General features: G+C 70.6%; 18 protein-coding genes and 1 pseudogene. 6 read left to right on the top strand and 13 right to left on the bottom strand.

Annotated elements, in window-relative coordinates; all coding sequences use genetic code 11:
* The first annotated feature begins 105 nt into the window (after positions 1-105).
* Positions 106-474: a hypothetical protein gene (locus tag ACIBEA_RS21510; protein WP_399263183.1), complete on the top strand. Its 369-nt coding sequence runs from the start codon at positions 106-108 to the stop codon at positions 472-474.
* A gap of 4,394 nt (positions 475-4,868) precedes the next feature.
* Here the strand turns inward: ACIBEA_RS21510 and ACIBEA_RS21505 are convergent.
* From ACIBEA_RS21505 to ACIBEA_RS21490, 4 genes are all read right to left on the bottom strand, one after another.
* Complete coding sequence (locus tag ACIBEA_RS21505; RefSeq protein ID WP_399263181.1) at positions 4,869-5,024, bottom strand: DUF6760 family protein; 156 nt, start codon at positions 5,022-5,024, stop codon at positions 4,869-4,871.
* Between the two features lie 2 nt (positions 5,025-5,026).
* Positions 5,027-5,434: a hypothetical protein gene (locus tag ACIBEA_RS21500; protein ID WP_399263179.1), complete on the bottom strand. Its 408-nt coding sequence runs from the start codon at positions 5,432-5,434 to the stop codon at positions 5,027-5,029.
* 68 nt (positions 5,435-5,502) lie between these two features.
* Positions 5,503-5,925 carry a hypothetical protein gene (locus ACIBEA_RS21495; RefSeq protein WP_399263177.1) on the bottom strand — a complete coding sequence of 141 codons (423 nt, stop codon included), beginning with the start codon at positions 5,923-5,925 and terminating at the stop codon, positions 5,503-5,505.
* 58 nt (positions 5,926-5,983) lie between these two features.
* Entirely contained in the window at positions 5,984-7,594 is a 1,611-nt protein-coding gene (locus ACIBEA_RS21490) for a phage tail sheath family protein (protein WP_399263175.1), read from the bottom strand.
* Between the two features lie 453 nt (positions 7,595-8,047).
* Between ACIBEA_RS21490 and ACIBEA_RS21485 the strand changes: the two are divergent.
* A pseudogene (locus ACIBEA_RS21485) lies at positions 8,048-10,234 on the top strand (ATP-dependent Clp protease ATP-binding subunit); the annotation flags it as partial.
* Between the two features lie 5 nt (positions 10,235-10,239).
* Here the strand turns inward: ACIBEA_RS21485 and ACIBEA_RS21480 are convergent.
* The 6 genes from ACIBEA_RS21480 to ACIBEA_RS21455 form a co-directional block, all read right to left on the bottom strand.
* Positions 10,240-11,898, bottom strand: a complete 1,659-nt coding sequence (locus ACIBEA_RS21480) for a hypothetical protein (RefSeq protein WP_399263174.1) — start codon at positions 11,896-11,898, stop codon at positions 10,240-10,242.
* A 60-nt stretch (positions 11,899-11,958) separates the two neighbouring features.
* A complete protein-coding gene (locus ACIBEA_RS21475; protein ID WP_399263172.1) occupies positions 11,959-12,477 on the bottom strand; it encodes a hypothetical protein in 519 nt (172 codons plus the stop codon).
* Positions 12,478-12,840: 363 nt separating this feature from the next.
* Positions 12,841-13,602: a lytic polysaccharide monooxygenase gene (locus ACIBEA_RS21470; protein WP_399263170.1), complete on the bottom strand. Its 762-nt coding sequence runs from the start codon at positions 13,600-13,602 to the stop codon at positions 12,841-12,843.
* Between the two features lie 76 nt (positions 13,603-13,678).
* Positions 13,679-15,055 (bottom strand): fibronectin type III domain-containing protein, encoded by a 1,377-nt coding sequence (locus tag ACIBEA_RS21465; RefSeq protein WP_399263168.1) that lies wholly within the window; start codon positions 15,053-15,055, stop codon positions 13,679-13,681.
* Between the two features lie 170 nt (positions 15,056-15,225).
* Positions 15,226-15,387, bottom strand: a complete 162-nt coding sequence (locus tag ACIBEA_RS21460) for a hypothetical protein (protein WP_399263166.1) — start codon at positions 15,385-15,387, stop codon at positions 15,226-15,228.
* 28 nt (positions 15,388-15,415) lie between these two features.
* Positions 15,416-17,206: a cellulose binding domain-containing protein gene (locus ACIBEA_RS21455; RefSeq protein WP_399263164.1), complete on the bottom strand. Its 1,791-nt coding sequence runs from the start codon at positions 17,204-17,206 to the stop codon at positions 15,416-15,418.
* Between the two features lie 627 nt (positions 17,207-17,833).
* Between ACIBEA_RS21455 and lepB the strand changes: the two genes are divergently transcribed.
* Positions 17,834-18,457: a signal peptidase I gene (gene lepB / locus ACIBEA_RS21450; protein WP_399263162.1), complete on the top strand. Its 624-nt coding sequence runs from the start codon at positions 17,834-17,836 to the stop codon at positions 18,455-18,457.
* Between the two features lie 94 nt (positions 18,458-18,551).
* Here lepB and ACIBEA_RS21445 read toward each other — a convergent pair whose 3' ends face one another.
* Positions 18,552-19,904, bottom strand: coding sequence for a choice-of-anchor A family protein (locus tag ACIBEA_RS21445; RefSeq protein ID WP_399263160.1), 1,353 nt, complete (start codon positions 19,902-19,904; stop codon positions 18,552-18,554).
* Between the two features lie 253 nt (positions 19,905-20,157).
* Here ACIBEA_RS21445 and ACIBEA_RS21440 point away from each other — a divergent pair, with 253 nt between their 5' ends.
* Positions 20,158-20,823 (top strand): response regulator, encoded by a 666-nt coding sequence (locus ACIBEA_RS21440; protein WP_399263158.1) that lies wholly within the window; start codon positions 20,158-20,160, stop codon positions 20,821-20,823.
* Positions 20,824-20,848: 25 nt separating this feature from the next.
* Here ACIBEA_RS21440 and ACIBEA_RS21435 read toward each other — a convergent pair whose 3' ends face one another.
* On the bottom strand, positions 20,849-21,586 hold the full coding sequence (locus ACIBEA_RS21435; RefSeq protein ID WP_399263156.1) for a peptidoglycan-binding protein: 738 nt from the start codon (positions 21,584-21,586) through the stop codon (positions 20,849-20,851).
* 65 nt (positions 21,587-21,651) lie between these two features.
* On the bottom strand, positions 21,652-22,365 hold the full coding sequence (locus tag ACIBEA_RS21430) for a response regulator transcription factor (RefSeq protein WP_399263154.1): 714 nt from the start codon (positions 22,363-22,365) through the stop codon (positions 21,652-21,654).
* 279 nt (positions 22,366-22,644) lie between these two features.
* On the opposite strand from ACIBEA_RS21430, the gene ACIBEA_RS21425 reads away from it, so the two are divergent.
* Together ACIBEA_RS21425 and ACIBEA_RS21420 are read left to right on the top strand one after the other, a co-directional pair.
* A complete protein-coding gene (locus ACIBEA_RS21425; RefSeq protein WP_399263152.1) occupies positions 22,645-25,302 on the top strand; it encodes a nitrate- and nitrite sensing domain-containing protein in 2,658 nt (885 codons plus the stop codon).
* The gene (locus tag ACIBEA_RS21420) at positions 25,299-25,772 is read left to right on the top strand and encodes a roadblock/LC7 domain-containing protein (RefSeq protein WP_399263150.1); all 474 of its coding nucleotides are present in this window, start codon (positions 25,299-25,301) and stop codon (positions 25,770-25,772) included. Before ACIBEA_RS21425 ends, ACIBEA_RS21420 begins: the two co-directional genes overlap by 4 nt.
* Positions 25,773-25,797 lie beyond the last annotated feature (25 nt).

Raw genomic sequence — 25,797 nt, 5'->3', positions numbered from 1 at the left:
GCATGGCCGTTCGGGGCCGGTACCCCCATCGACCCGAGAGGGGTCAGGACCCACGAGCACGGGACGGCGCCGTCGCTCGTCAACGGCACCGGCCCGCCGGGGGAGATGGCGGACGGAGCGGGCGCGACGGTGGCGGTCTCCGCGGAGCGGAACACCTTCGCGCCACCGACCCCGCCTGCGTTCGTGGTCCTGCCGCGTTGCGCCCGCGCACTGGTCCCGGCGGTTTCCGCGGGTGAGGTGAAGCGGAGTCCGGCACCGGACGGTGCGGGCGCCCCCGTCGCCGTCTCCCGCCCCGGCCCACGGTCGGGCGGAGCCACGGTGACGGAGCTGCGGGCACGGCTGACCAAGGAGTCCGTCGCCGAGCGGGAAACGGACTTCGCCCCGGCCATCCCGGCCTCGGCCGACACCGGGTCCGTGGCTCCGGCCGAGCGCGGGTCATACGGGCGGCCTGGCACCGGAGCCGGACGCCGCTGAGGCCGGCGGCGCGCGGGAGCCGGCATCCGGCCCGCTTGCGGAGCGGACACCGAAGCGGGAGAGGCGGGCCCCGCGGCCTGACTCTCGACGGCGTCGGGGTCCTCGGGTACTGCTTCGGCCGCGACGGAAGCCGTCCGGCCTTCGATGCCTTCGACCGCGGGAACAGGCAGCGTCCCGGAGGCAGCACGCCGGCGACGCTGACGCGGGTCGGCCTGGTCGGCCTGGTCGGCCTGGTCGGCCGGAACTTCGCCCACGATCCGGCGTGCTGGTACGGCGGTGGCCTGCGGAGTCCTCCCCGTCTGCCGCTGAGGAGCAGCGACCGCTGTCGGACCGGCCTCGAACGTGAGCGGGCCCCCGCCCTCCGCGCCGACCGCTGGACGCGATCTGTCGACTGCACGCCGATGCGGTGCGGGTGGTCCGGTGTGTCCGACCGGGGAGTCTCCGTGAGCCGTGCCGTCAACGGCTTCCGTGTCGGGGGTGGCGGGTGTGTCGGACGTGGAGGGCGAGGCGGGCGAGGCGGGCGAGGCGGGCGAGGAGGACGTGCGAAGACCGGGAACCGGGGTACGCGGAGCGGAGGGCGGTGCCGGCGGAGCGGAGGCGGAGGAGCGTCGCTCCTCCGCCGGAGGGCGCACGGGGCCACCGGCGGTCCCGTGGTCCGGCACGGCATCAGGGCTGCCGGACGTCACAGCCGGCTCCACCTGCGGGGTGTCCTCGGTACCGGTACCGGCTGCTGTCGTGGACGGCTGCGACTCCGCGTTCCCGGCGCGTGTGGAAGTCTTCCTGCCGTGCTGTTGCCGGACGTGGGAGAGGGCTGCCAGCGGCCTCGCCTCCGGTGCCGTGACGGCTCGGACCTGAGCGGGTCGGGCAGTCGAGGGTTCCGGCGGAGACGCGACGTCGGTGTGCTCCGGACGCGGGAAACGAGCGGTTTGAGGGGTGGCTGTGACGGCCCCGGACCGAGACGCATCGTCCGGCACGGGCCTCATCGTCGTGGTGGGCGGGGCTGTCGCCTTGTCGTCGGTGGTGTGGGTGCCGGCCGTCAAAGGGGTGGTCTCTGCGCCGTGAGCGCGGGGAGACGGCGGGGCAATGACGGACGCCGTCGAACGGGCGCGCTCGGACCGGCCGGGCACGTCCTGGCCTGCGGGCACACCCGCATCACTCGCAGATCCCTGCGCGATGACCTTCTGATGAGGAGCCGGGATCACATCCGTGTGAGTGCTCGTGTGCGTACCAGGGGCCGGAACCTGCTTCCTGCCCGTGTCCGTGCCGGTCGCCGCGGGCGTGGCCGCCTCAGCGGCCGGGACGGATCCGGTCGCCGTGCGCGTGTTCGTGCCGGTTGCGGTAGCCGGATCAGCAGTCGGCATCGGAGCGGGTCGGAGATCCGTGGATGCGTTCGGTGCGTCGGCAGTGTGCGTCGTAAGGCGGGTGTGCTTTTCAGGGGCTTCCGGATGGAGCCCGTGGGGGTGGCCCGCATCGTCGTGGTGCGGTTTCCGGCGGAGGCGGCGGCGCGCGGTGGTGCCGGTTCCCGCGAACCAGCGGAGAGCACGGAGTCCTGACCCGTGGGCCGGTCCGTCCTGCGGCTCAACAACGTCCCCGCCCGGGCTCTCCAGGCACGGAGGCGCACCCACAGCAGCCACGGAAACCGTCGAACCGCCGGGCAGCCCTGTCAGCGGTTCAACAGCGCTACCTTCCAACTCCCCGCCGAAGCCCGGGGAAGGGGCATCAGCACGGGTCGGAAAACGATCGACGGCGAGGTCGTTCGCGTCCTGATCGACGGGCGCACCCGCATTCCTCCCGGGCCCCTGGACGACTGACGAGTCGGCCAGGACGCCCTCGGGCCCGGCCACTGCCGCGGCCGGGCTGGCCCTCCGGTCCGAGTGCGACAGCACGATCCGGCCCGCAACCGCCCCGTCGGCTTCGACCTCATGGGCCTCGACCTCATGGGCCTCGACCTCATGGGACGCCGCGCGGTCCGGTCCGATGAAGGGGATCGTCCTTGAGTCCGCAGGTACTCGTCCGGCCGCACCGGTGGTACTGACCGCACTGGTCGTACCGTCCGTTCCGGTGCCGCTGCCCGGCGTCGCGTAGACGTGCGGAGTCGCAGCCGGGGGCGGGTCCGTCCTTCGGGCTTCTGGACGGGGTCCGCTGTGGGAAGGAGCGGCTTCGCCGTCCAGGTGAAAGCCGCCACGTACAAGGCTCCGCACAGCGACTCCGGCATTCCTGATCCACCGGAAGGAGCGGAGCGGGGACCGTCGCGGTGCGCCAGAGTGAGAACCGGTGTGGAGGACCGGCGGTTCCGACCACGGAGCGGTGGGAACCGTACTGCCTTCGGACACTGGAGCAGCGGCGTGCGTCTCGGTCGTCGGGGGCGTCATCGGCCTGGTGAGAGCGGCGACGGCGCGGGTGCCCCGGAGCTCCGGGGCACCCGGCTGCGAGCGGGCCGGGCGGGCCTCGGAGGAGAGCGTCGCGGCAGTAGGCGCTACGGGAATCCCCTGGCCGGGTGCGTCGCCCGCAGGTCCGAGCTGCGGCGCCGTATCGGGCGTCCCGGCCGAGGCCGCGGACGGGTGGGGCCGCGACGCCGTGGGGCGGTGCGCCACCGGAGCCGGAAGAGACCGTACGGAGGGGTGACGCGCAGCGGCGGACGGGGCGCTCAATGCGTCCGGGACCGCCACACCTGGCACCAGCGAATCGTCCGCGGACGCCTCGGTACCCGATGGGTCGGACGCCCCGGCGGTCGGTGTGTGCTGCTGGGCCGGGGTCTTGGAGGTGTCTGATACCGGGGACGCGGCGGAGCCCGCGACGGCGTCGACAGCCGACCTGGAGACTGCGGGCCCGACCGCGGAGGTGGCACCCGCCACAGCAGCCCGGACGGCATCCGGGGCAGCGGTCTGACGGCCTTCGGTCACCGGGGCGGCGGCGTGCGTTTCGGTCCCCGTGGGCGTCACCGGCGTGGTGAGAGCGGCGACGGCGCGGGTGCCCCGGAGCTCCGGGGCACCCGGCTGCGAGCGGGCCGGGCGGGCCGAGCGGGCCTCGGAGGAGAGCGTCGCGTCAGTTCCCCGCTCCACACCGGTCACCCCGGGTGATGTCGCCATCGGCCGCACGGCAGTAGGCGCTACGGAAGTCCCCTGGCCGGGTGCGTCGCCCGCAGGTCCGAGCTGCGGCGCCGTATCGGGCGTCCCGGCCGAGGCCGCGGACGGGTGGGGCCGCGACGCCGTGGGGCGGTGCGCCACCGGAGCCGGAAGAGACCGTACGGAGGGGTGACGCGCCGCCCCGGCAGCGGTGTCCGGGACGGGCGAGGTCACACCGTCGGCCCGGCCCGCGAAAGACGGGTCAGGGGCATCGGGAGCGGCAGGGCGCGCGGCGACGGACGGGGGGATCACGGCGTCAGGGACCGCCACACGTGGCACGAGCGAATCTTCCGCGGGCGTCTTGGTGCCCGCCGGGGAGGACGCCCCGGCGGTCGGTGCGTGCTGCTGGGCCGGGGTCTTGATGGTGTCTGATACCGGGGACGCACCGGAGCCCGCGACGGCGTCGACAGCCGACCTGGAGACTGCGGGCCCGGCCGCGGAGGTGGCGCCCTCCACAGCAGCCCGGACTGCATCCGTGGCAGCGGTGGGCACGGGAAGTACCGGTGCCGGGACTGTGGCTGTGGCTGTGGCGGCTGCGGTTGAGGGGTCCGGCGGGCGGTGCCGGGGGGCAGCGCTCCGACGGGCAGGCGGCGCCGTGTCCGGCCGCCGCAGGGCGGGCGTGCTGTCGTCTCCGTCCGCCGCCGGGGGTATCGGACGGTAAGCCTGGACGGCCGCCCGCGTGGGAGCCGGGGTGCCGGGGTCTCCGGGAACATCCGGGACGCCGACGACCTGGGGCGGACGTCGGAACCCCCGAGTGGCCAGGGACGAGGCCCAAGCGCGCCTGACCCTCCCGACCAGTCCGGCCCGCGCCGTGTGCGCACGTTCCGTCGTCGGGAGTTCCTGCCGGTCCTGGACCGTTCGGGTCGAGGACGTGGCAGCGGAGACCACACCCCGACCCGTACCCGCGCCCATCTCCTGTGGCGGGATCTCGGAGACGGTCTCCGCCCTGGCCGGGATCCGCCAGCGGAGCGGCACGGAGGGGTGGTGTCCGAGCGGGGACGACAGCCGCCAGGGGTTGGCTTCCGCGTCGAAGTGAAAGACCAGGGGCGCTTCGGGATTGATGAATGTGATCAGTCCGCCGGACAACCGGGGGTCCATGAGCGACGGCTGCCTCAGCCGCTGTCGGTCGGTCACGCTCACCAGGTCCGTGGCGATCCGCTCCACGGGCAGCGGCAGAACCATCGGAACCCTGCCGGTGCCGATCGGGGCCGCGGCCACATCCGCGTCCCGCGGTGTGGTGTCGGTGGCCCCAGCGGTCCGCCACATTTGCTAATCCCTGCTTTCGAGGAGCTGATTGATTTCTGCGATGCTCTGGATATACGCACGTCGCTGAACGTGGTCCAAATCGAGCAGTTCGTTATGAGACCAGTGGAAGTGGTAGGCGATGTACGCGATCTCCGAACGCAGGTCCTCGACCGAGTACACCGTTACCCCCCCAGGCGGCTCCCCATGTCCACTTCGAACTCGTGGTCACAGTCGGGGCATACGGTCGATGCCACGGGAGTTCCGTCGACATTGATCTTCTCGTAGAACTTCTGCAGGAAGGCCACGTCGACGGCGAAGAAGTTCTCCACCACTTGCGAGGTTATTTCCTCTACTGTTCCCAGGCTGGTGATGAGTCGGCTGAGGAGGACCACGGAAAGATAGGCGGGGTTCTGGCGGACCCGGATGTCGGTCAGTGGCTGAATCTCATCGCGAGCGGTCGCGAGCCGCATGACGCCCGTGCGGTGGACCTTCCCGCGCTCGTCCACGTATCCACGGGGGAGGGTGAACGCGAAGGAGGTCGCGCCCGCCGCGGGCAGGGAGTCCCTGCCCGCGGCGGTCGGTGCGTCCATGGGCGCGGGCGTCGCAGCTGTGGTGCTGGCGTCGGGGCGGGTCTGCCCCTCCGGCACGCGCCCTCTCCTCACTTGCCCGGGATCCACTCTTCGGCGACGACGGTGGCCGACCCGGGGTTCTTCCCGGACGGCTCCGTGTGCGCGATCAGCTTGGCGCCCTTGACGTCATAGGTCTTCATCTCGCCGAATTCGTACTTGACGACGGAGAAGTTGACGCGCTTGTCGCTGGACGGCGGCTCAGCGAACCAGGTCGCGAGAGCCTGGCTGTTCTTCTTGTCGGTCTTGTCGTTCGGGTTGTCCATGTACTGGAACGTGAAGTCCGCCGGAGGCTCAGGCTCGCCGATGATGACGTGCTGGCCTGAAATACCCTTGTCATTCACAAACTTCACCCGGTCATACGAGCGCTTCTGCTCGGGGATGGCGGGATCGCCGACGATGCTCGAGATCTGATGCTTGTCGATCTTTACGGTAATGGAAAGGGTTTCGTTCATCACTTCTCCTTCTGAATATTATTCGGCTTGCGGTTATCGAAATCGAACGAGATTTCCCCTACTCGCCCGACATCGAATCCTGAGCGATCCTGAAGATGACGAACTCGGCAGGCTTGACCGGAGCGACACCGATCTCACAGACGACCTGACCGGCCTCGATCACCTCGGGCGGGTTCGTGGTCTCGTCACAACGGACGTAGAAGGCCTCTTCCGGCGAGTTGCCGAAGAGCGCGCCGCTCCGCCACTCGTTCGTGAGGAACGCGGAGATGTTGCGGCGGATCGTGGACCACAGGCGGGGGTCGTTCGGCTCGAAGACGGCCCACTGCGAGCCCAGGTAGATCGACTCCTCCAGGTAGTTGAAGAGGCGTCGGACGTTCAGGTAGCGCCAGGCCGGGTCGCTGGAGAGGGTGCGGGCACCCCATACGCGGATGCCGCGGCCCGGGAAGCTGCGGATGCAGTTGATGCCCGCCGGGTTGAGCTGCTCCTGCTCGCCCTTGGTGATCTGGATGCCGAGGTCGAGCGCGCCGCTCAGCACCTCGTTGGCGGGGGCCTTGTGGACGCCGCGGGCCTCGTCGTTGCGGGCCCACAGGCCGGCGACGTGGCCGGACGGCGGCATCAGGAAGCCCTTGCCGGAGACCGGGTCGGCGACCTGGATCCAGGGGTAGTAGAGCGCGGCGTACTTCGAGTCGAAGCCCGCCTCGTTCTGCCGCCACTCGTAGACCTCGGTGGGGCCCATGTCCGGCAGCGGGTCGATGATGGCCATGCGGTTGGCCATGTTCTCGCAGTGGTTGATCATGGCCATCTGGATGGCCTTGACCTGCTCGCGGCTGACGTTGCCCGCCTGGTAGGCGGCCATCAGGTCCGGGGCCATCACCATGGTGATGTCGTCGATGGCCTCCAGGCCGGACAGGCCGGAGCGGTCGTTGACCTTGCCGACGTACTTGCCGACGACGTCCTTGGCCACGACCTGGCCGCTCGCGGCCTCGCCCTTGGGGGCGCCGGGGAGGGCCAGCGAGGAGGAGTCGGGCAGGGCCAGCGCGGCGCCGGTGGCGGCCGGGGCCTCCTCCACCATGACGTACTGGGAGCGCTCCTTGACCTGCGTCACCACGTAGGCCGGGGAGGCCTTGTCGGCGCTGACGTCGAAGGTCTCGGCGGCGGAGCCGTCCACCTTCACGGTGAAGGTGAAGGTGTCGCCCTCGGCAGCGGGCTCGCCTTCCTTGCCGCCCGCCTTCGCGGTGGCACCGGTGGCCGGACGCTTGGCCTTGGGGTCGACGGGCTTCTTCTGCACGTCGACGGAGATGTCACGGCCCGCGGCGACCGGCAGCGCGGCGACGCGGAAGCCGCCGAGCACCTTGGTCGGTGCGGCGCCCACGGACTGGGCGCTGCTCTCCACCGCTTCCTTGCCGGACCCGCCGACGCGGACGACGTAGCAGGTGCCGCCGCCGTTGGTGAAGTAGCCGTAGACGGAGTGCGCGAGGTAGGAACCCTCGATGAACTCACCGAAGGTCTTGGTGAACTGACCCCAGTTGGTGAGGCGGACCGGCTCGTTGAGCGGTCCCTGCTCAGCGAAACCGACGAAAGCAGCAACTGCCGTTCCGACACCCTCTACAGGGCGCGAACCACCGGCAGATTCTTCGACGAATACGCCGGGGGCCAGGTAGGTTGCCATCCAGCACTCCTTCTTGGTGAGTTGCCCCGAGGGCTGATCCTGGGGTCGGGGGTGAATCCTGGAGCGGTTCACACTTTCCGTCGTGGGGGAATGGAAAGGGTTACCCGTCCTCCGGGGCCGGGTGCGGAAGTTGTGCCGCGCCGCCTGGCCTGTAGCCGGTTTCGAGTCCGTGGATTCTGTTGAGGATCATGGCCAACGGTTCGACGACGTGTCAAACGAAAACAATAGATATGGAAGCCTGCCGGGCATTTGTCATCCGGGGTCTGCGGCCGATCAACCTTTGGCCTACGGAGAGGGACCTCCGCAGCGGAATTCGGTTGAACTGGCGACGATCAACCAAGTTGCCCAGGGAGTCAACTTTCTCCTCGCCCACGGCACCTGTGGATCTCGGACACTGGACCCACCTGTGGTCGCGCGCGGCCGGGCACGGGAGACGACCCACGTGAGGAGAACCGGCGAGTGAGCACTCCCGACGCGGAGGACCAGTGCGAGGCGCTGGAGAAGTTCGGCACCGACTTCACGGCGGCGGCCCGTGACGGCAAGCTCGACCCGGTGATCGGCCGGGACCAGGAGATCCGCCGGGTGGTGCAGGTGCTGTCCCGCCGTACGAAGAACAATCCGGTGCTGATCGGCGAGCCCGGCGTGGGCAAAACGGCGGTGGTCGAGGGCCTGGCGCAGCGCATCGTCAAGGGCGACGTACCGGAATCGCTGAAGAACAAGCGGCTGATCTCGCTCGATCTGGGCGCGATGATCGCGGGAGCCAAATTCCGCGGCGAGTTCGAGGAACGCATGAAGGCGGTTCTCGCGGAGATCAAATCCAGCGACGGACAGATCGTCACCTTCATCGACGAGCTCCACACCGTGGTGGGCGCCGGCGCCATCGGCGATTCCGCGATGGACGCGGGCAACATGCTCAAGCCGATGCTGGCCCGCGGCGAATTGCACATGGTCGGCGCGACGACGCTGGACGAATACCGCGAGCGGATCGAGAAGGATCCCGCGCTGGAGCGGCGTTTCCAGCAGGTCCTCGTCCCGGAACCCTCGGTGGACGACGCCGTCGCGATCCTCCGCGGGCTCAAGGGCCGGTACGAGGCGCACCACAAGGTGGTCATCAATGACAGCGCGCTGGTGGCGGCGGCCACCTTGTCGGACCGTTACATCACCTCCCGTTTCCTGCCGGACAAGGCGATCGACCTCGTCGACGAGGCGGCGTCGCGGCTACGAATGGAGATCGACTCCTCTCCGGTGGAGATCGACGAACTCCAGCGCTCCGTGGACCGGCTGCGGATGGAGGAACTGGCGCTGAAGAACGAGTCGGACCCGGCCTCGCGCGAGCGGCTGGTGAAGCTGCGCAAGGACCTCGCGAACAAGGACGAGGAGCTGCGCGGGCTGAACGCCCGCTGGGAGAAGGAGAAGCGGTCCCTCAACCGGGTCGGTGAGCTGAAGGAACGCCTGGACGACCTGCGCGGACAGGCCGAACGCGCCCAGCGCGACGGCGACTTCGACACCGCGTCCCGGCTCGTCTACGCCGAGATCCCCGCGCTCGAAGCGGAGGTGGACGAGGCCGCCGAGGCCGAACGGGAAGCCGCCCGCCTCCTCGACCCCTCCGAACAGATGGTCAAGGAGGAGGTCGGCCCGGACGACATCGCGGACGTGGTGGGCGCCTGGACCGGGATCCCCGCGGGCCGACTGCTGGAGGGCGAGACGCAGAAGCTGCTGCGGATGGAGGAGGAGCTGGGCCGTCGCCTGATCGGCCAGGGCGAGGCCGTCCGCGCCGTGTCGGACGCCGTACGCCGCACGCGTGCCGGGATCGCGGACCCGGATCGGCCGACCGGCTCGTTCCTCTTCCTGGGGCCGACGGGCGTGGGCAAGACGGAGCTGGCGAAGGCGTTGGCCGACTTCCTCTTCGACGACGAGCGGGCGATGGTCCGGATCGACATGTCGGAGTACAGCGAGAAGCACAGCGTGGCCCGGCTCGTCGGCGCCCCGCCCGGCTACGTCGGCTACGAGGAGGGCGGCCAGCTGACCGAGGCGGTGCGCCGGCGCCCGTACAGCGTGGTCTTGCTGGACGAGGTGGAGAAGGCGCACCCGGAGGTCTTCGACATCCTGCTCCAGGTCCTGGACGACGGGCGCCTCACGGACGGTCAGGGGCGGACGGTCGACTTCCGCAACACCATCCTGATCCTGACCTCGAACCTGGGCAGCCAGCACCTGATGGACCCGGCGACCAGTGCCGGGGACAAGAGGGCGCGGGTGCTGGAGGCGGTCCGCGGCTCGTTCAGGCCGGAGTTCCTGAACCGCCTCGACGACCAGGTGGTCTTCTCGGCGCTGACCGAGGACGAGCTCGCCCACATCGCCGAGCTCCAGATCGCCGGCCTCGCCCGGCGCCTGGCCGACCGCCGCGTGACCCTGGACGTGACCCCGGCCGCCCTGGCCTGGCTCGCCGACAACGGCAACGACCCGGCCTACGGCGCCCGCCCGTTGCGCCGACTGATCCAGAACACGATCGGCGACCGCCTCGCCAAGGAGATCCTCTCCGGCGACGTCCGCGACGGCGACACCGTCCGTGTCGATGCCGACGACGACCGCCTGTTGATGGGCGTGGGCGCGCGGAAGGAGGCGCAGACATCGGAGGACTGACCGCTTCAGGCCGGCAGGTCGTGCCGGGGCGTCGGGGAGGCCGGGGCGGTGACGCGCACCAGGGCGGCGTAGGCCGGGGAGTGCTGGAGCACGATCTGGCGGTCGAGCGCCGCGAGGACCGACACGGCTTCGGCCACCAGCGCCTTTCCGGTGGCGATCGTCTTGCGACCCTCGCCGTCCTCCCCGCCCTGCCGGTCCTTCCCGGACCGTTGCAACTCCTCGATCCCGCGGCGCAGGCCCTCCAGCGTGTCGGCCGTGGCCCTGCGCCGGGCCTCCAGGTAGCCGGTGCCGTGGTCGTGCACCGCCTTGAGCATGCTCCGCGCGTCGGGGATCGTGTCGATCTCGCGGATCATGCCCGCCAGTCCGTCCCGGCCGGGGCCGGGCCGCGTCATCGCGACCTTGGGCTCCAGGAGGCCGCGGACCTTGGCCAGTTGGGGCGTGGTCAGGCCCAGCATGGCCGGTACCGAGGTGTTCGCCCGCCCGGTGGTGGGGCGGATCAGGCCGTAAGTGAGGAGCACCCTCATCACCGCGATGTCCTCGGCGCGGCGCGTGACCAGGTCCTCGGCCGCCTGCAACCGGCGGATGCCCTTCTTGCCGTAGATACACCCCTGACGAAGCCACTTGTCGAGGCCCGTGTGCTTGGCCCGCTCGATCGCCGCCTCTTCCGCGCGCATTCCGTCGAGGTAGGCCACGGCGCCTCCGGCGCGGGCCGCGCCCATGACGGCCAGGTGCTCCGTGACGAGTGCGCGCATGTGCCCGGGCAAGGGTTCGCCGCCCGCTCCGGGCCCGGTGAGCAGGCCGGCGAGCTGCTCCTCGTCCGAACCCCAGAGCCCGGCCTCGAAGGCGAGCGTGGCCGCGCGCCGTTCGGCCTCGGCCGCCCGGGACGCGGCCTGCCGTTCTCCCTCGGCAGCCCGCGCCCGGTCCGCCGCAACCTTCGCGAGCCATGCCTCGACCGAGTTGGTGACGGCCGTGACGTTCCGCGCCCGGGCCAGGGCGTCCTTGATGTGGAACGGATCGTGCCACACGGCGCCGCCCGCCGTCGGCGCCGCCTTGAGCAGCCGGTGCGCCGTGGTGACCGCGTCGGGAGCGAAGCGGCCGAGATCGGGCACCGCCTCGCCCGTGTTGACCGCGGCGCGCGCGACGTCCGCGACCGGTTTGGCCTTCAGGTAGGCGAGTTCTGCGTCGTTGAGGACATGGGTGCGTCCGACCGCGGCGCGGAGGTTCCCGGCACTGTCGGTCTTCTGCGCCACCTCCCTCTTGCGCAAGGCCCGAAGCGCGCGGGTATCTCGCGAATGGGCCCAGCGGGGCAGCCGCTCCCGCAGGGTCTTGTCCGCGTCCCGGCGCGCGGCCTCCCGGATGAGTTCGTCGGCGTAGCTCCGGGCGGATACGCGGAAGGCGCCGAGGTCCTCCCACTGCACGGCCGTGTCCAGCAGCACGCCCTGCTGCCGCGCGCCCTCGGACAAGACGCCCTCGCGCGGCTGTGGTCCCAGGGCGAGCATCAGTCCGGCGATGCGGGGATCGATGTGCTGCGGCCGCCCGCCCCACTTCTCCCGGGCGAGACGCCCCAGGATCCTGCGGTCCTGCGACTGGGCCACGCCGCTGGGTCCGGCAACGTGCTCGCGCCGCCGTTCGGGGTGCTGTTGGGCATCGAGGTGTTCGGCCATGGTCCATGTCTCCTGATTCCGCGCGTCCGTCGAGCCGAGGGCCCGATCACCGTGGTGCTCTCACCAGGGGATGGTGTCCGCGCCGGTCCGGTAGGGGTCCTGTGCGGCGCCGGGACCGCGGGGCAGACCGAACAGTTTCCCGGTCCAGTACTGAAGGGCCACGCGCTCGGTCGGTGACAGGCGGGCGGCAACGGTGGTGGCCAGGTCGGGATTGGTGGTGTGCATACGGCGCCATTCCGCGGATTCCCGTGCGGCCAGTGCCAGTTGGGCCGCGGAATTCCCGGAGGGCTGGAGGAGGATCGGTACGAGGGCGGGGTCCTTGAACGTCTCGTCGATCGTCCCGGAGCCGTGCTCGCCGAAGAACAGCCGGAAGGCGGACACACACGCGGCGAGGTCGTCTCCCACGTGCTGTTCGCCGCCGATCGTCCCGGCGGCCCGGGCCGAAGCCATGACCTGCTGGAGGTGCTCGACGGCTTCCGCCCGTGGCTGACGACCGTCTTCGGGCAGCGGCGCGCTGCGGATCCGCGTCAGACCCGCACCGTGCCGGGCCCACGCGCGCAGATAGGCACCGAACGACATGTCGGTGTTCGAGGGAGCCGGCGGGTTCGGTACCGGCCGGTTCCGCGGCTGCGGTAATCCCTTCGTCACCGGCTCCTGGCGTTGCCCGGAAGGGGCTCGAACGGCATCGGGGGCGTACGCGTCGGGCATGGGTCTCCCTCAGGTCCAGCGGAGTCCACAAATCCGCTTCGCGAAGATCATCTACCGGGGAGGCGTCGAGCGGCAGGGGCGAAGGTCCTGACGGCATCGGGGCCACGGGGTGGCCCGGCCCCTTTCTCCGGAGGCGGAACGCGAAGCAGCCCGCGACCGGAGTCGCGGGCTGCCATGACAGCGGAGGGCTGAGGAGCGGTGAACGACCGGCCCCGGGAGCCCCTCCCCCTCAGCTCACTTGAAATCGACGTCCGCGCAGGAGTAGAAGGCCTCCGAACTCTGCACGGAGCCGTCGGGCTTCTTCAGCCCGTGCCAGATCGTGTAGATCAGGTGCTTGCCCTTCTTCTCCGGCAACTGGGCGAGGAATTTGAACGCCTTGCTGCCCCCGAGGTACCCGGCCGGAGCCGCCGTGGCCGCGGTGTTGTCAGCGCTGAGGAACGGGGTGGGCTCCAGGTCGTCCCACTTGAGCGGCTTCTTCGGGTCGTAGCCGTCCTTGGTGACGTACATCTCCATGCGGTACGGGTTGTGCAGCGCGCTGATGTCGTACATCAGGGCGTACTCCTTGCCGCTGGGCAGCGCAGTCGACGGGAAGTCGGTGCGCGGCAGGTCCAGCCCGGCGAACTGGGGGTTGTTGGCGCTGCACAGCTTGCCGTCCGGGATCACCCCGCGGTGCTGCGGCGAGGAGGTCGGCGTCGAGTGGTCCATGGCCAGGCCCTGCACGATCGACTTCCAGTCGCCGAGCTGGCCCGTGCTGACGCCCTTCGCGGCGGCGCAGGCCGGGTTCGTCGGGTTCCACCCCTGCTTGGAGCAGGCCACGGCCCGGCTGACCGGGTCGCCCGTGGCCCCGTGCGCGGCGGCGGGGGTGGCGCCAGTGGCCGTCACCGCCAGGGCGAGGACGACGGCCCCCGCGGCGGAGCCGAGCACCGTACCGCGGGACCGGACGGCATCGCGCGGGGCGGGGCGGCTGGGAGAGGTAGGAGGGGTGGTGCTGGTCATGTGGGGGCTCCTCGGGCCGGTGCGGGCCGGTACGGGCTCGGTGGGGAAGGGAAGTCGGGGCAGGGAAGGAGGCGGGTCAGTTGCCGGTGGTGACGGTCTTCTCCTCCGAGAACCCGCTCCAGGTGCCGTCGCCGAGCTTCGCCCGGATCTTCACCTTGAAGGTCTTGCCCGGCTGGGCACCGACCGCGACCTCTCGCTTCGCGGTGCCGGACGGAATCGGCATCACGGCGTCGCCGGTGCCCCACATGAAGGTCTGCGCGGACTTTCCGTCGATGTGGACCTGGTAGGTGCCGATGGTGCCCTGTCCCTGCGGGACGGACCAGGCGAGGTCGAGGTAGTGCTCCTTGACGCCGCCGTTCTGCTTGCTGCTCGCGGTCGCAGTCAGGTTGCCGGGCGCGTGGCCGCCCCCGCCGCCCCCGCCGTCGCCCTTGCCGGTGCGCACGCGGATCTCGTCGGTGGGAGCGGACTCCTTGCCCGAGGAGTTCACCGCGGTGACCTTGAACGCGTACTCCTTGTCCGCGAGCAGTCCCTGCGCCGCGACCTTGGTCGTGCCGGCGTCCACGTCGAGGACCTTCTTGCCGTCCTGGTAGACGCGGTAGCCGCTCACCCCGTCCGCCGAGCCGTCGCCGTCCTTGCCGGGCTGCCAGGCCAGGTCCACCTGGTGGGGGCCGTTCGCCTTGCCTTCGAGCTTCTTGGGCAGGGTCGGCGCCGGGCGGTCCGGGTCCGGGGCCTTCTTCGTACGGAGCGGTATCTCCTTGCTGAACGCCGAGGTCTTGCCCGCGGCGCTGACGGCGCGCACCGTGTAGCGGTAGGCGGTGTCGGGGGTGAGCTTCTCGATGTTGGTCATCGTGATGTCGCCGCCCACCGTCTTGACGAGCTTGCCGTCCTGGAAGACCTCGTACTTCTCGATCTTCGAGCCGAAGCCGGTGGACGGCTTCCACATCACGTGGACCGTCTGGTGGTCGATGACGTACGAGCCCATGTTCTGGGGCGCCGTGGGAGCCTCGGTGTCCTGGTCGTCGCCGCCCCCGCCGTTCACCGTGCAGCCGGTGATCTGCGGGACCGCCTTGCCGCTCGGGTTGATGCCGACGAGCACCACGCGCTCGCCCTGGGGCGGGACGCTGCCCTGGCCCTTCTTGGGCGTCACGGTGACCTTCTTGCCGGTCTGCTTCAGCTCGTACGTCCCCGGGTCGTTGACGGTGGCGAGGCCCTCCGACAGCTCGAACTCCAGCTTCCAGTCCTTGGCCGCGTCCGTGCCCTGGTTGCTGAGGGCCATCCGGCCCGACGCCCACCACTTCGAGGCGCCCTCGGCGACCCCGCAGGTCGTGCGCAGCTGGTCACCCGTGTCCGTACCGGCGTTGGCCGCGATCGGGACGGCCAGGGCGCCGAGGCCGAGGACTACGGCAGCACTGGTGAGGACAACTCGCTTGCGGGACTTGGGCTTTCGGGACATCGAAACCTCGCGTCGGGATGTGGCGTGCGGGGAGAGGGGATGCCATTGACCATAGAGCCGAAAAGCCACCAAGGGCCCACAAAAGGATGGTTAGGGGCATTTCTTATGCCCTTGTTAAGGACGCGCTCAGGTGGTTTTAGGAAGGCGCCGTCCCGAACGCCGTACGTTCCTCAGCCGTTGCCGAGGCGGGCGCACCACACCATGACGACGAGCAGAGCCAGGAGGACCGTCAACTGCCGCCCGGGGTTGGGCAGACGCCGGGAGCCCCGGCCGCCGCGCGGGGCGGGGCCGGGGCAGCGGTGGCTCGCGCGGCGGCGGGCGTGGTCGGCCATGGTCCTCCTGCCTACACGGAGCCGGGCGCTACTTGCGCCCGTTGAACAGGAGCTTCGAGAAGTCGAGCGGGCTCTGCTGGATACCGCTCTGGTCCGGTCCGGCCTGACCGGTGCGGCCGGTCTGGTCGCGACCCGCGGCCCACATCGACATCATGCCGACCCCGTTCTCGTCGGCCCACTTGCGGAGCGTCTTCGCGTTGTCGAGCGTGAAGATCTCACCCGCAACGTCGTTGTGTCCGATCATGGGGGTGAAGCCCATCATGCCGTACAGCTGCTGGTCGCTCTTGCCCGGGAAGAACTCCTTGAGCTGGCCCTTCAGGCTCACGCCCGCGTCGATCCCGGCCTTGCCCATGTCGATGCCCGACGGGCCGTAGTCCATCTGCATGATGTTGACCCGGGAGACCTCGACGCCCGCGTCGGTCATGCTCTTGAGCGAGCCCTTGCCGTCCGCGGTGAGGCCGGTCGGCAGGACGGGAAGGGTCGCGCTGATCCACAGCGGGCGGTTGTTCTGCTTGGCCCACGCCTGGACCTTGGCCAGGGCCTTGCCGTTGGCCTGGTTGTTGGGCGTGTTCCCTTCGTTGGGGCCGCCCTCCATGTCGAAGTCGAGCTTGGTCAGGTTGTAGCGGGTGATGACCTCCTCGTACTGCTTGGCGAGCTTGTCGACGTCCTGGCTCGCGCTCCACAGGGTCTTGCCCGCCTGGCCGCCGAAGGAGGCCACGACGTCGTGACCGGCCGTCCGGATCTCATTGATCTGCTTGGCCAGGAAGTTGTGCGTGCTGTTGCCCGCCCAGGACGGCTTGCCGGTCTTGGAGTCGGCCTGGAGGAAGGCGAGGGTGACGTCCTCGGCGCCCGTCTGCTTCAGGTAGTCGGCGATGGTCACCGCCTTGCCGTTGAGGGAGATGGTCCCGTCGCCCTGGCCGAGCGTCGGGTCGACGTACGGCGCGCTCTTGGCGAGGTGCGGGTTCTTGGCCGGTGCCACGGGGGTCTCCGGCACGCTGGGGTCGTTCGGGTCGTACTTGGTGCTGAAGCCGATCGATCCCGCGTCGGCGCCCGGCTGGAGCGAGCCGCCGTGAATGATGATCATCTTCTGGTCCTTGGACACGGTGATGTCCGCGCCCCAGGGACCCTCGACCTTCGTTCCCGGGTCCACGCCGTAGGCGACGGTCCAGTTCTTGACGGTCTTGCTGCCGCCGTTGTGGAGCTTGACGTTGACCGTCGAGCCACCGTTGTAGCTGTTGACCTGGACGTCCGCCGCGAGGGAGCTGTCGGACACCCAGTACTTGCCGGACTCCAGCGGCTCCTTCGGCAGGGCCTTGTGGTCGTCCTGGGCGGCGCTCGTGCCGTCGTCGAAGGTGAAGGCCTGGCCGTTGACGGTGGTGTTGGTGAACGAGATGTCGCTCTTGCCGTCGCCGTTGATCCCGAAGGTGATGGTCGCCTTCTGGCCGGGCTGGATGGTGCCGCCCTCCTTCGCGGCGCTGATCACCCAGTGCTTGCCGTCGTGGGAGGCGGTGGCGCCGTAGTTCATCTGGACGGCGGAGGCCCCGTCGAGGTCGAACTCGATCTTCCAGTCGCTGACCGGCTTGTCGGTGTGATTGGTGATGTCGAACTGGCCGTTCTTGTACCAGGCACTGCCGGTGAGCTTCCCGCCGGCTTCGACCCCGACGGCCGCCGTGGCCGAGAGGGTCTTCCCCTGGGCCTGGGGCGGCTTGGGGGCGTCGGCGGGCGCCGTCGCCAGGGCGGTGCTGACCGCTCCGGCGGTCAGGAGGCCCGCCGTGCACAGGCCGATGATGAGGCGGCTCGGCTTCTTGATGGTCGTCATGCGTTTCTCCCTGAAAGTGGATTTTCTGCGTGCGGGCAGAATGCGCGGCCGCGTAATCCCGCGTCGACTCGAATGGATTGCACCTGCGCCCCTGGCCATTCGCAACAGAAGGCGCGACAACTACGTGAAGTGACGGTTCGCTCGATTCCTCCGCGACGCGGTCACTCGAATGACGCTAACACCGGGAATGGCTCGCAATTGACGGTTTCAACGTTCGCCTACACGGCATCGACAATCGGGTGACAAAACTTCACCGGCGAATATGGTCAAGGATTGTTAAAACGGTGCCGCGTGGTGCGGTGCGGTGCACGGAGAAGCCGGGCACGTGTGCGATCGGCCCACGCCGGAGCGGTAGGGTAATCGCGTCGAAAGGTCGAGTGGACGTGAACAAGCCCTGTGGGGTCCGTGGGTAGCCGAGGCCGGCGTGACGGCGGCCGCACCCGCCGCGCCGCGTCCCCCCGCCCTTCCCGCACACGCGTACGGCCCGCACAGCCAGGAAGGGCTGAACGGGCCGTACGGGCCGGGCGGCGCCGGAAGTCCGGCCCTCCCGCGGGGCGTCGGATCGCCGGCCGTAACGCGCGCCGCCGGATCCTCAGGAAGATCTCCGCGCGCAGACGCCGTTCGGTCGTGCTCGACGCTCTGGTCCTGCTGTGCACCGGGCTGCTCATCGCCCTGGGCGTGAAGACGTTCCTCGTCCAGACCTTTTCGATTCCGTCGGAATCAATGCAGCACACATTGAAGATCGGCGACGTCGTTCTCGTCGATAAATTGACGCCGTGGTTCGCCGCCAAGCCCGCCCGCGGCGACGTGGTGGTCTTCCGGGATCCCGGCAACTGGGTTCCGTCGAAGGAAAAGGAAGCAGCGCCGGATTCCGGTGTCGTAAAGCTCTTCAACGAGAGTCTTACATTCGTCGGATTGCGTCCGCCGAGTAATGGGCAGCACGTGATCAAACGGGTCATCGGCGTCGGCGGGGACGTCGTCGAATGCAGGAAGGACGGCCCGGTCACGGTAAACGGGCACGCGCTGGACGAGCCGTACCTCTATCCGATGAACAGGCCGTGCGGCGACAAGCCGTTCGGCCCGCTGACGGTTCCCCGGGGCCGCCTCTGGGTCATGGGCGACCACCGGGAGCGCTCCGCGGACTCCCGCTACCACCTGGGCGACGAAGGTCAGGGCACCGTGTCGCAGGACGATGTCGTCGGAAGGGCTCTCGTCATCGCCTGGCCATTCGGCAGATGGGGCTCGATCTGACGCGCACGGCGCGCGTGCGGCCACAGCGGTGGACGCACGCGACCGGGCCCGTGTCCGGGCCCGGTCGCGTCTTCGTCGTACGGGGCCTGCCGGGTCAGCGGCGGCCCGCGCGGCGGCGCAGGGCGGCCGTGGCCAGGCAGGCGCCGCCGACGAGGAGGGCGCCGACCGCACCGAGCACGATCTTGGAGTCGACCCCGCCGCCCGTGGTGGCGAGCGAGCCGTCGGCGTTGCCGGACGGCTGGGCCGACGGCGAGGCGGAGCCGGACGGGGTGGCGCCCGAGGGCTTCGTGGAGGGCTCCGTGCCCGGCTTGGTGGTGGCGGGCTTGGACGGGGTGGGCTTCGGGGCGGGCGGCAGGGTGGTGCTGGTCGGGCTCGGCTTCGGGGCCGGCGGGATCGGCTGCCCGGTGCCGCCGCCGCCCGTGCCGGGCAGGCAACCGCGGAAGTTCATCTGGTGGGTCTCGGCGCCGGGTACGGAGGTGAGCCGCTTGGCGATGACCGAACCGTTGACGTGGCCCGGGCCCGTCTCTCCGGCGCCCCCGGCCCCCTTCGAGCCGAGCTGGACGGCGGCGTTCGGGGCCAGGATGGTGCCCGGCCAGGAGGTGCGGTTCTTCTTGACGGACGTGGCCTGCGGGAAGTTCCACAGCAGCCGGGAGCGGATCTCCTTGAACTGCGCGGAACCGGCGTCGTAGTCGTCCATGACGAACTTCTTGGCCTGCGGGTCCCACAGCTCGACCCCGTACAGGTGGCCCGCCGACATGTCGTAGCCGGCGCCGAGCACGTTGACGATGGTGCTCGATCCGGCGGGCACCTTCAGCGCGATCCGGTCGGCCTTCTGCAGCTCGGCGGCGTCCACGGTGAAGACGTTCAGCTTGGCGTCCTCGCCGGTCAGCAGCAGGGACTTGGAGCCCTCGGGCCGGCTGACGGAGCCGGTGCCCTTGAGCGCGGCCCAGGAGTTCGAACCCGCTCGCAGCTGGGCGAAGGTCTTGGCGAAGTCGACGGGCGAGGCGCCCTTGGCGTGCTGGCCGTCGATGGCGAACCCGCCGGGCTTGCTGGCGTTCTTCAGCGAGCCGTAGACGCCGGCGCCCTTGCCGATGACGACCTGGTTGGCCGTCAGTTCGCCGCCGACGACGAGGGACTTGCCGCCGGGCAGGGCCGCCAGGTCGGCGGCGGAGAGCTTGGCGCCCACCGAGAAGCCCTGGCCGGTCGCGGCGTCACCGAAGGTGGCGTTGCCGCCGACGGCGACGGCGCCCTCGGAGTCGGCGTATCGGACCGCGTCGCCCTCGACGAACTCCGCGTAGACGCCCGCCAGTCCGAGCGGTCCGGCGGCGCCCTGCGCGCAGACCGGTGGAGCCGCGACGGCCGCGGTGGCCGTGGCGGCGGGGACGAGGGCGAGGGTGCCGGTTGCTACCGCGGCGATGGCGGTGGCGAGGGCGGTGGAGGCGCGCATGAAGGAACTCCCGTTCGAACGGGCGGCTTGGGAGGGGGACGGATCGACCATCCATCACACGCGATCTTGACGTCAAATGCTGACATTTCCGACAGATCGGACTAAGCATTCTTAAGTTCCTTAATTGGATCTAAAGTGTGATGGAGGTCACTCACCCCCGCCCCTCCGTCTCGCCGAAAGCGCCCCAGCCTGATAACAGTTGATCGAAATGCCCTTATGTCCACATGTCCGCTCAACAGAAGGAACGGCTCCCATGGGCCTAGACGTACGCGTCCTTGTCGTCGACGATCAGCCGATCACTCGGTCCGGACTCACCTGCATCGTCGATTCCCTGCCGGGGTACACGGTCGTGGCCGAGGCCGGGGACGGCATCGAGGCGGTCGCCCGGGCCCGCGAACACGAGGTCGCACTGGCCCTCGTGGACCTGCGGATGCCACGGGTCGACGGCGTGGAGACGACCAGGCGGCTGATGCGCGCCCAGGAGCCGCCGCGGATCATCGTCATGACGTCGTTCAGCGTGAACGACCAGGCCCTGGAGGCGCTGGAGGCGGGCGCGTGCGGGTTCGTGACCAAGGACGTCTGCCGCGAGGAACTGCACCGAGCCATGGACTCGGTCATGCACGGCGGCACGCTCGTCTCGCCGGACATGCTCGGCTACATGATGACCAGGGCGACGCGGAGCACGGCGGCGGTGCCCGCGGAGCGCCGCGCGGAGCTACTGGCCCGGCTGAACGAGTCCGAACGCCACGTCCTGGCGCTGATCGGCTCGGGCCTGAGCAACGCTCAGATCGCCGACCGGCTCTTCCTGTCCGTCTCCAGCATCAAGGCGCGGGTCTCCCGCCTGCTGCAGAGGCTGGAGCTGGACAACCGCACCCAGGCCGCGGTCGTCGCGCACGAGCTGGACCTGCTGTCGGACTGAACGAGGCGCGGGCGGCGGGGCCGGATCAGCCCAGGCCGAACGCCGCCCGGGTGTGGGGGCCGTAGATGCCCGACGGGTCACCCGTCAGGCCGCGGTCGCTCTGCAACTTCGCGACCCCGAGCCGGGTCTGCTCGCCGTACGTGCCGTCGACCGGGACGAAGGTGAACCCCTGCCCGTACAGACGTTGTTGGAGCAACCGCACCTCGGCACCCTGAGAGCCCGGACGCAGGGTGCCGTCGGACGGCTCCGGCGAGGGCGGTACGGGGGGTACGGGCGGGCTCGGGGTGTGCGAGCCCGGCTCACCGTCCGGGCTGTGGCCGCCCCCGTCGGACCCCCCGCCGTGCGGCGTCGCGGAACCGTCCCGGTCCGCCGCGGCGGAGCCGCCCTGCGGGGCCGGGCTCCCGCCGGGGCCCGTCGAGGGCGAACCGGCGGCGGCGGAAGCGGAGCCGGGGCTGTGCCCACCGGCCGATCCCGACGCGGCGGCCGGGCCGAGGTTCTCGCGCAGCGGGCCGTCGGGGGCGCTCGCGCCCCGGTCCGCCGATCCCGTCAGCCCGCCGCCACCGCTCGCGAGGAAGAGTGCGCCGCCGCCGAACACCAGCAGGGTGCCGGCCGCACAGAGCGGAACTCGCCAGCGTTCCGCTCTGGACAGCCGCCGCCGGCTGGCGAGCCCACCGACGTCCAGCACCATCGTCTCGGATCGCTCGGAGTGCTCGGAGTGCTCGGAATCCGCGGAGTGCTCGGATTGCTCGGACCGGTCGGCCATCGCCCACCACCGCCCCTTGTCCCTATATATGTTGATACATACCGTCAGGACAGAATACTCACGGACTACGCCTGCCCGGCCAGCCCGGTCTCGTTCGCCACCAGGGCCGCCTGCGTCCGGTTCTCCAGGTGCAGTTTGCTCAGCAGGCGCGAGACGTACGTCTTCACGCTCGCCCGGGACAGGTGGAGTTCCCGGGCGATCTGCGCGTTCTCGAAGCCGTGCCCCAGCAGTTGCAGCACGTGCCGCTCACTGTCGTTGAGCAGCCGGATGCGGTGATGGGCGCGGGCGAACTGGGCCTGGCACTCGGACGTACGGTCCATCAGCCCGCCGAAGACCTCGGGTGCGATGGCGCAGCCGTCGGCGAGGACGTGGCACAGCACGGCGCCCAGCAGTCCGGCGTCGAGGTCACGGGTGACGAAGCCGCGGGCGCCCGCGTCCAGCGCCTCGTCGAGCCCGTCGCGGCAGCCGCCGTTGGTGAGCAGTACCACCTTGGGCGGGCGCGGCAGGAGGCCGCCGAGCCGGTCGGCGCGCAGTCCCAGGCTACGGGCCAGGGCGAGGTCCATGACGACCAGTTCGGGTTCCGTGCCGCGCAGCAGCCGGGTCACCTCGGCGGGAGTGCCGGCCTCGGCGACCACCTCGTACCGGCCCAGCTTCTCCTCCAGCGCGCGGCGCAGTCCGGTGCGGAACATCGGGTCGGCGTCGGCGATGAGAACGGTGCGCCGATTCTCCTGCTGCATTGCGTCCACCGGTGCTCCGGGAAGTTCCGCCGTCAAGTTCATGATCACATTGTCCCCCGCGCCGACTTAGGATCGGCGTAACGAATTCTTAAATGCACTTAACCATCGTCAGATTGCTTTCACCGGAGCAAATTGACAATGATTGGCGAATCACCCGTAGGGAGATCGGTTCCACCTTTCCCCACACTGGTGACTTTGGTCCCGTACGAAAAGGGCCAAAGGCAGGTGCCCCATGCCGCTCCATGCGCAAGCCTCAACACGACGCGAATAAGGCATCCGTGCTTCCTTCGTGTTCCTCCGCACTCCGAAAACAGGTCTCCCGTGATCCAAGCAGGCACCCGGCCGCCGCTGCCCTGGCGCAAGCGCGTGCTCGCCGACCTCCGCGTCCCGACCCGCATGCTGATCGTCGTCCTCGTCCCGCTGCTGGCGGCCATGGGCTTCGCCGGGCTGCGCATCAAGGACGCGCTCGACGTCGCCGATGTCTACGCGGGCACGGAGCAGATCGCGAAGACCAGCCGCACCGGCTCCGAGCTGATCACCGCGCTCGCCCGGGAACGGGACCTGGCCGTCGACCCCCAGGCGCCCGCCCGCGAAGGCGGGAAGAAGGCCGGTGACGAAAAGGGACGCGCGGAAACAGATGCCCGGGCGCGCCAGTTCCTGAAGGAAATCGGCGAACTGCCCGCACACACCGGCATGGAACGCCAGCGCAAGGTGACCACGGCGGGCGTGGACTCCCTCGTCGACCTGCGCAAGCTCTCGGATTCGGGCAGCGCCGACCCCGCCCAGGTCGAGCACGGCTACGGCGGGGTCATCGTCTCGATCGCCAGCCTCTACAACCAGGTCGGCGGGATCGGCGAACAGGCCCGTGGCGCGGGCTGGACCCTCTACACGATCGCCCTGAACAAGGCGATGGTCACCAGCCAGCGTTCGGTGCTCGCCAGTACGGGCCAGGCCGGGGTGCTCACCACCGGCCAGCAGGGCAACATCGTCGCCGCACAGCTCGTGCGTGACATCACCGGAATGGAGTTCGGGCTCTACGCACAGCCCGCGGAGGCCGCCGAATTCCAGCGGATCCTCGGCTCCGATCGGGCCCTCGCACTGTCGGCCTCCCTCCAGAAGCTGAGTGTCAGCGCCGCGACCGGCCAGCTGACCGTCGCCAAGGCGGGCCTGCCCAAGACCTGGTACGAGGACCTGACCCGGACCGACGACGAACTGACGCAGCTCCAGGAGAAGGTCGAGCAGCGGGTGCTGGCGGAGGCGTCGGCGCAGAAGGAGACCGCGCACGACCAGGTCGTGACCGACCTCGTGATCGCCGTGGTGGTCCTGCTGCTGGCCACCCTGCTGGTGCTCGCCACCTCCCGGCACCTGGTGCGCGGTCTGGGCTGGCTGCGCCGGTCCGCGGTCTCGGTGGCCGACGAGCACCTGCCGGAGGTGACCCGCCACTTGAACGCGGGCAGCGAGCTGCCGGCCGCCCTGGAGGGCAAGGTGCTGGCGCCGCGGACCCGCGACGAGATCGGTGACGTCGGCCGCGCCTTCGACCGCGTCTACCTGGAAGCGGTCGGCCTCGCCCGGCAGCAGGCCGCGATGCGCGAGGAGGTCAACCAGCTCTTCCAGAACCTCTCCCGGCGCAACCAGGGCCTGGTGCAGCGGCAGCTGGCCGTGATCACCGAGCTGGAGGGCGCGGAACACTCCCCCGACGGGCTGGCCCGGCTGTTCCACCTGGACCACCTGGCGACCCAGATCCGCCGCAACAGCGAGAACCTGCTGGTGCTCGCGGGCGCGGAGATCACCGCCGAGCGGCGCGAGACGACCGAACTGCTGGCCGTCGTACGGACCGCGGCCTCGGAGATCGAGGAGTACCAGCGGGTGACCTACCGGGCGGTCCCGCCGCTCGGCGTGGTCGGCTACGCGGCCGACGACCTCGTGCACCTCGTCGCCGAACTGCTGGACAACGCGGCCTCCTTCTCCAGCCCCGACACCTGGGTCGTGGTCAGCGGCCAGCGGATGCCCGACGGCCGGCTGCTGTTGGAGATCCGCGACCAGGGCATCGGCATGAGCCCCGAGCAGCTGGCCGGGGCGGACGACGTACTGCGCCAGCCGGCCGGCCGGCGCAACAACCTGAGCGAGTCCATGGGCCTGTACGTCGTCGGCGCCCTGGCCCGCAAGCACGCGGTGGACGTCCGGCTGTACGCCAACACTCCGGCCGGGCTCGTCGCCGCCCTGGTGCTGCCCGAGTCCCTGCTCGTACGCCAGGACCAGCCCGCCGCGGCGCAGCCGCCCCATGGCCCGCCGCTCGGCCTACCGTCGCACACCGGTCGGCGGCACGCCCCGACATCGCCGACCGTACGGGAACCCACAGCGCAACTTGGGTCCGGGTCCGGTCGGCCCGCGGCTCCGGCGCCCTCCGCAGGCCGCGAGCGGCCCGTCATCCGCGGCCGGGCCGTGCCCGCGCCCCTGGCTTCGCCCACGGCCCCGGTCCGCCCGGCCGGATCACGCGCCGCGAAGGCCGCCGAGGTGCAGCGCCCGGGCGGCGACCACCCGACCCTGACGTTCCGCTCGTTGGGCGGTCCGGGGATGGGCGGTCCCGGAGTGGGCGGTCCGCTGCCGACGACCCCGGACCCGACGCGGGACCAGGCACAGGCACAGGCACAGGCACCCGACCAGTACCTGGAGCCAGGTGCACCGAGCGGTGCACGGAGCGGTCCGGCCCACGAGTCGACCAGCGCCGGGCTGCCCGTGCGCCAGCGCCGACCGCGCGCGGGGAGCATCACCGCGCCCGGCAACCCGGTCCACGTCCCCGCCCCGGCCGCCCGCCCGGGCACCGCGGACGGCGGCGGCGCGGGCGCCGGTTCCCTGCCCGACCCGGAGGAGATCCGACGCCGGATGAGCGGGCTGTACGAGGGCATCGCCCACGCCGGTCCGGCCGGGGCGGAGCGTTCCGCCGACGCCGGTCCGCAGCAGCAGGAGGAGAACAGATGAGTCCGTTCGCGATCGAGGCGGCCCCGGCCGGGGACCTGCTCGCACCCGCGGGCACCGAGCGGGTACGGGAGTTCCGATGGGTGCTCCAGAAGTTCCTGAGCGACCTGCCCGGTGTCTTCGACGTCGCCGTGGTGTCGGCCGACGGGCTGCTGCTCGCCCGGTCGACCTCCGTGCAGTCGCCGGCTCCGGCGCTGGTCGCGCCCATCGCCAGCGGGCTGGCCGCGCTGGCGGGCGCGGCGTCGGCGCTGCACGGCTCGGGGCCGGTGAGCCGGACCGTACTGGAGATGCAGCACGGCGTGCTGGCCGTGGTCACCGTCTCGGACGGTTCGCTGCTGGCGGTGGCGGCCCACGCGGGCACCGACCGCGCGGTCCTCGGCTACGAGATGACCCGTCTGGTGCGCCGCGTCGGCCACGTCCTGACCCCCGAACTCCGCTCCACCTTGAGGGACCATGCCGCCGTCGCCGAATGATCCCCTCAGACCGTCCGTTCCCCAC

The organism is Streptomyces sp. NPDC051555 (assembly GCF_044454405.1).
GTDB lineage: Bacteria > Actinomycetota > Actinomycetes > Streptomycetales > Streptomycetaceae > Streptomyces.
Note: the sequence above shows the minus strand (reverse complement) of the source record. Positions and strands in the feature narration are given on the sequence as shown.

Bases quoted from the DNA above. Each gene is read 5' to 3' on its own strand.
- ACIBEA_RS21490 (WP_399263175.1), bottom strand. From the start codon at position 7,594: ATGGCAACCTACCTGGCCCCCGGCGTATTCGTCGAAGAATCTGCCGGT.
- ACIBEA_RS21475 (WP_399263172.1), bottom strand. From the start codon at position 12,477: ATGTCGTTCGGTGCCTATCTGCGCGCGTGGGCCCGGCACGGTGCGGGT.
- ACIBEA_RS21420 (WP_399263150.1), top strand. From the start codon at position 25,299: ATGAGTCCGTTCGCGATCGAGGCGGCCCCGGCCGGGGACCTGCTCGCA.
- ACIBEA_RS21445 (WP_399263160.1), bottom strand. From the start codon at position 19,904: ATGCGCGCCTCCACCGCCCTCGCCACCGCCATCGCCGCGGTAGCAACC.
- ACIBEA_RS21510 (WP_399263183.1), top strand. From the start codon at position 106: ATGGCGGACGGAGCGGGCGCGACGGTGGCGGTCTCCGCGGAGCGGAAC.
- ACIBEA_RS21495 (WP_399263177.1), bottom strand. From the start codon at position 5,925: ATGAACGAAACCCTTTCCATTACCGTAAAGATCGACAAGCATCAGATC.
- ACIBEA_RS21440 (WP_399263158.1), top strand. From the start codon at position 20,158: ATGGGCCTAGACGTACGCGTCCTTGTCGTCGACGATCAGCCGATCACT.
- ACIBEA_RS21465 (WP_399263168.1), bottom strand. From the start codon at position 15,055: ATGTCCCGAAAGCCCAAGTCCCGCAAGCGAGTTGTCCTCACCAGTGCT.
- ACIBEA_RS21470 (WP_399263170.1), bottom strand. From the start codon at position 13,602: ATGACCAGCACCACCCCTCCTACCTCTCCCAGCCGCCCCGCCCCGCGC.
- ACIBEA_RS21460 (WP_399263166.1), bottom strand. From the start codon at position 15,387: ATGGCCGACCACGCCCGCCGCCGCGCGAGCCACCGCTGCCCCGGCCCC.
- ACIBEA_RS21435 (WP_399263156.1), bottom strand. From the start codon at position 21,586: ATGGCCGACCGGTCCGAGCAATCCGAGCACTCCGCGGATTCCGAGCAC.
- ACIBEA_RS21500 (WP_399263179.1), bottom strand. From the start codon at position 5,434: ATGGACGCACCGACCGCCGCGGGCAGGGACTCCCTGCCCGCGGCGGGC.
- ACIBEA_RS21455 (WP_399263164.1), bottom strand. From the start codon at position 17,206: ATGACGACCATCAAGAAGCCGAGCCGCCTCATCATCGGCCTGTGCACG.
- ACIBEA_RS21430 (WP_399263154.1), bottom strand. From the start codon at position 22,365: ATGAACTTGACGGCGGAACTTCCCGGAGCACCGGTGGACGCAATGCAG.
- ACIBEA_RS21480 (WP_399263174.1), bottom strand. From the start codon at position 11,898: ATGGCCGAACACCTCGATGCCCAACAGCACCCCGAACGGCGGCGCGAG.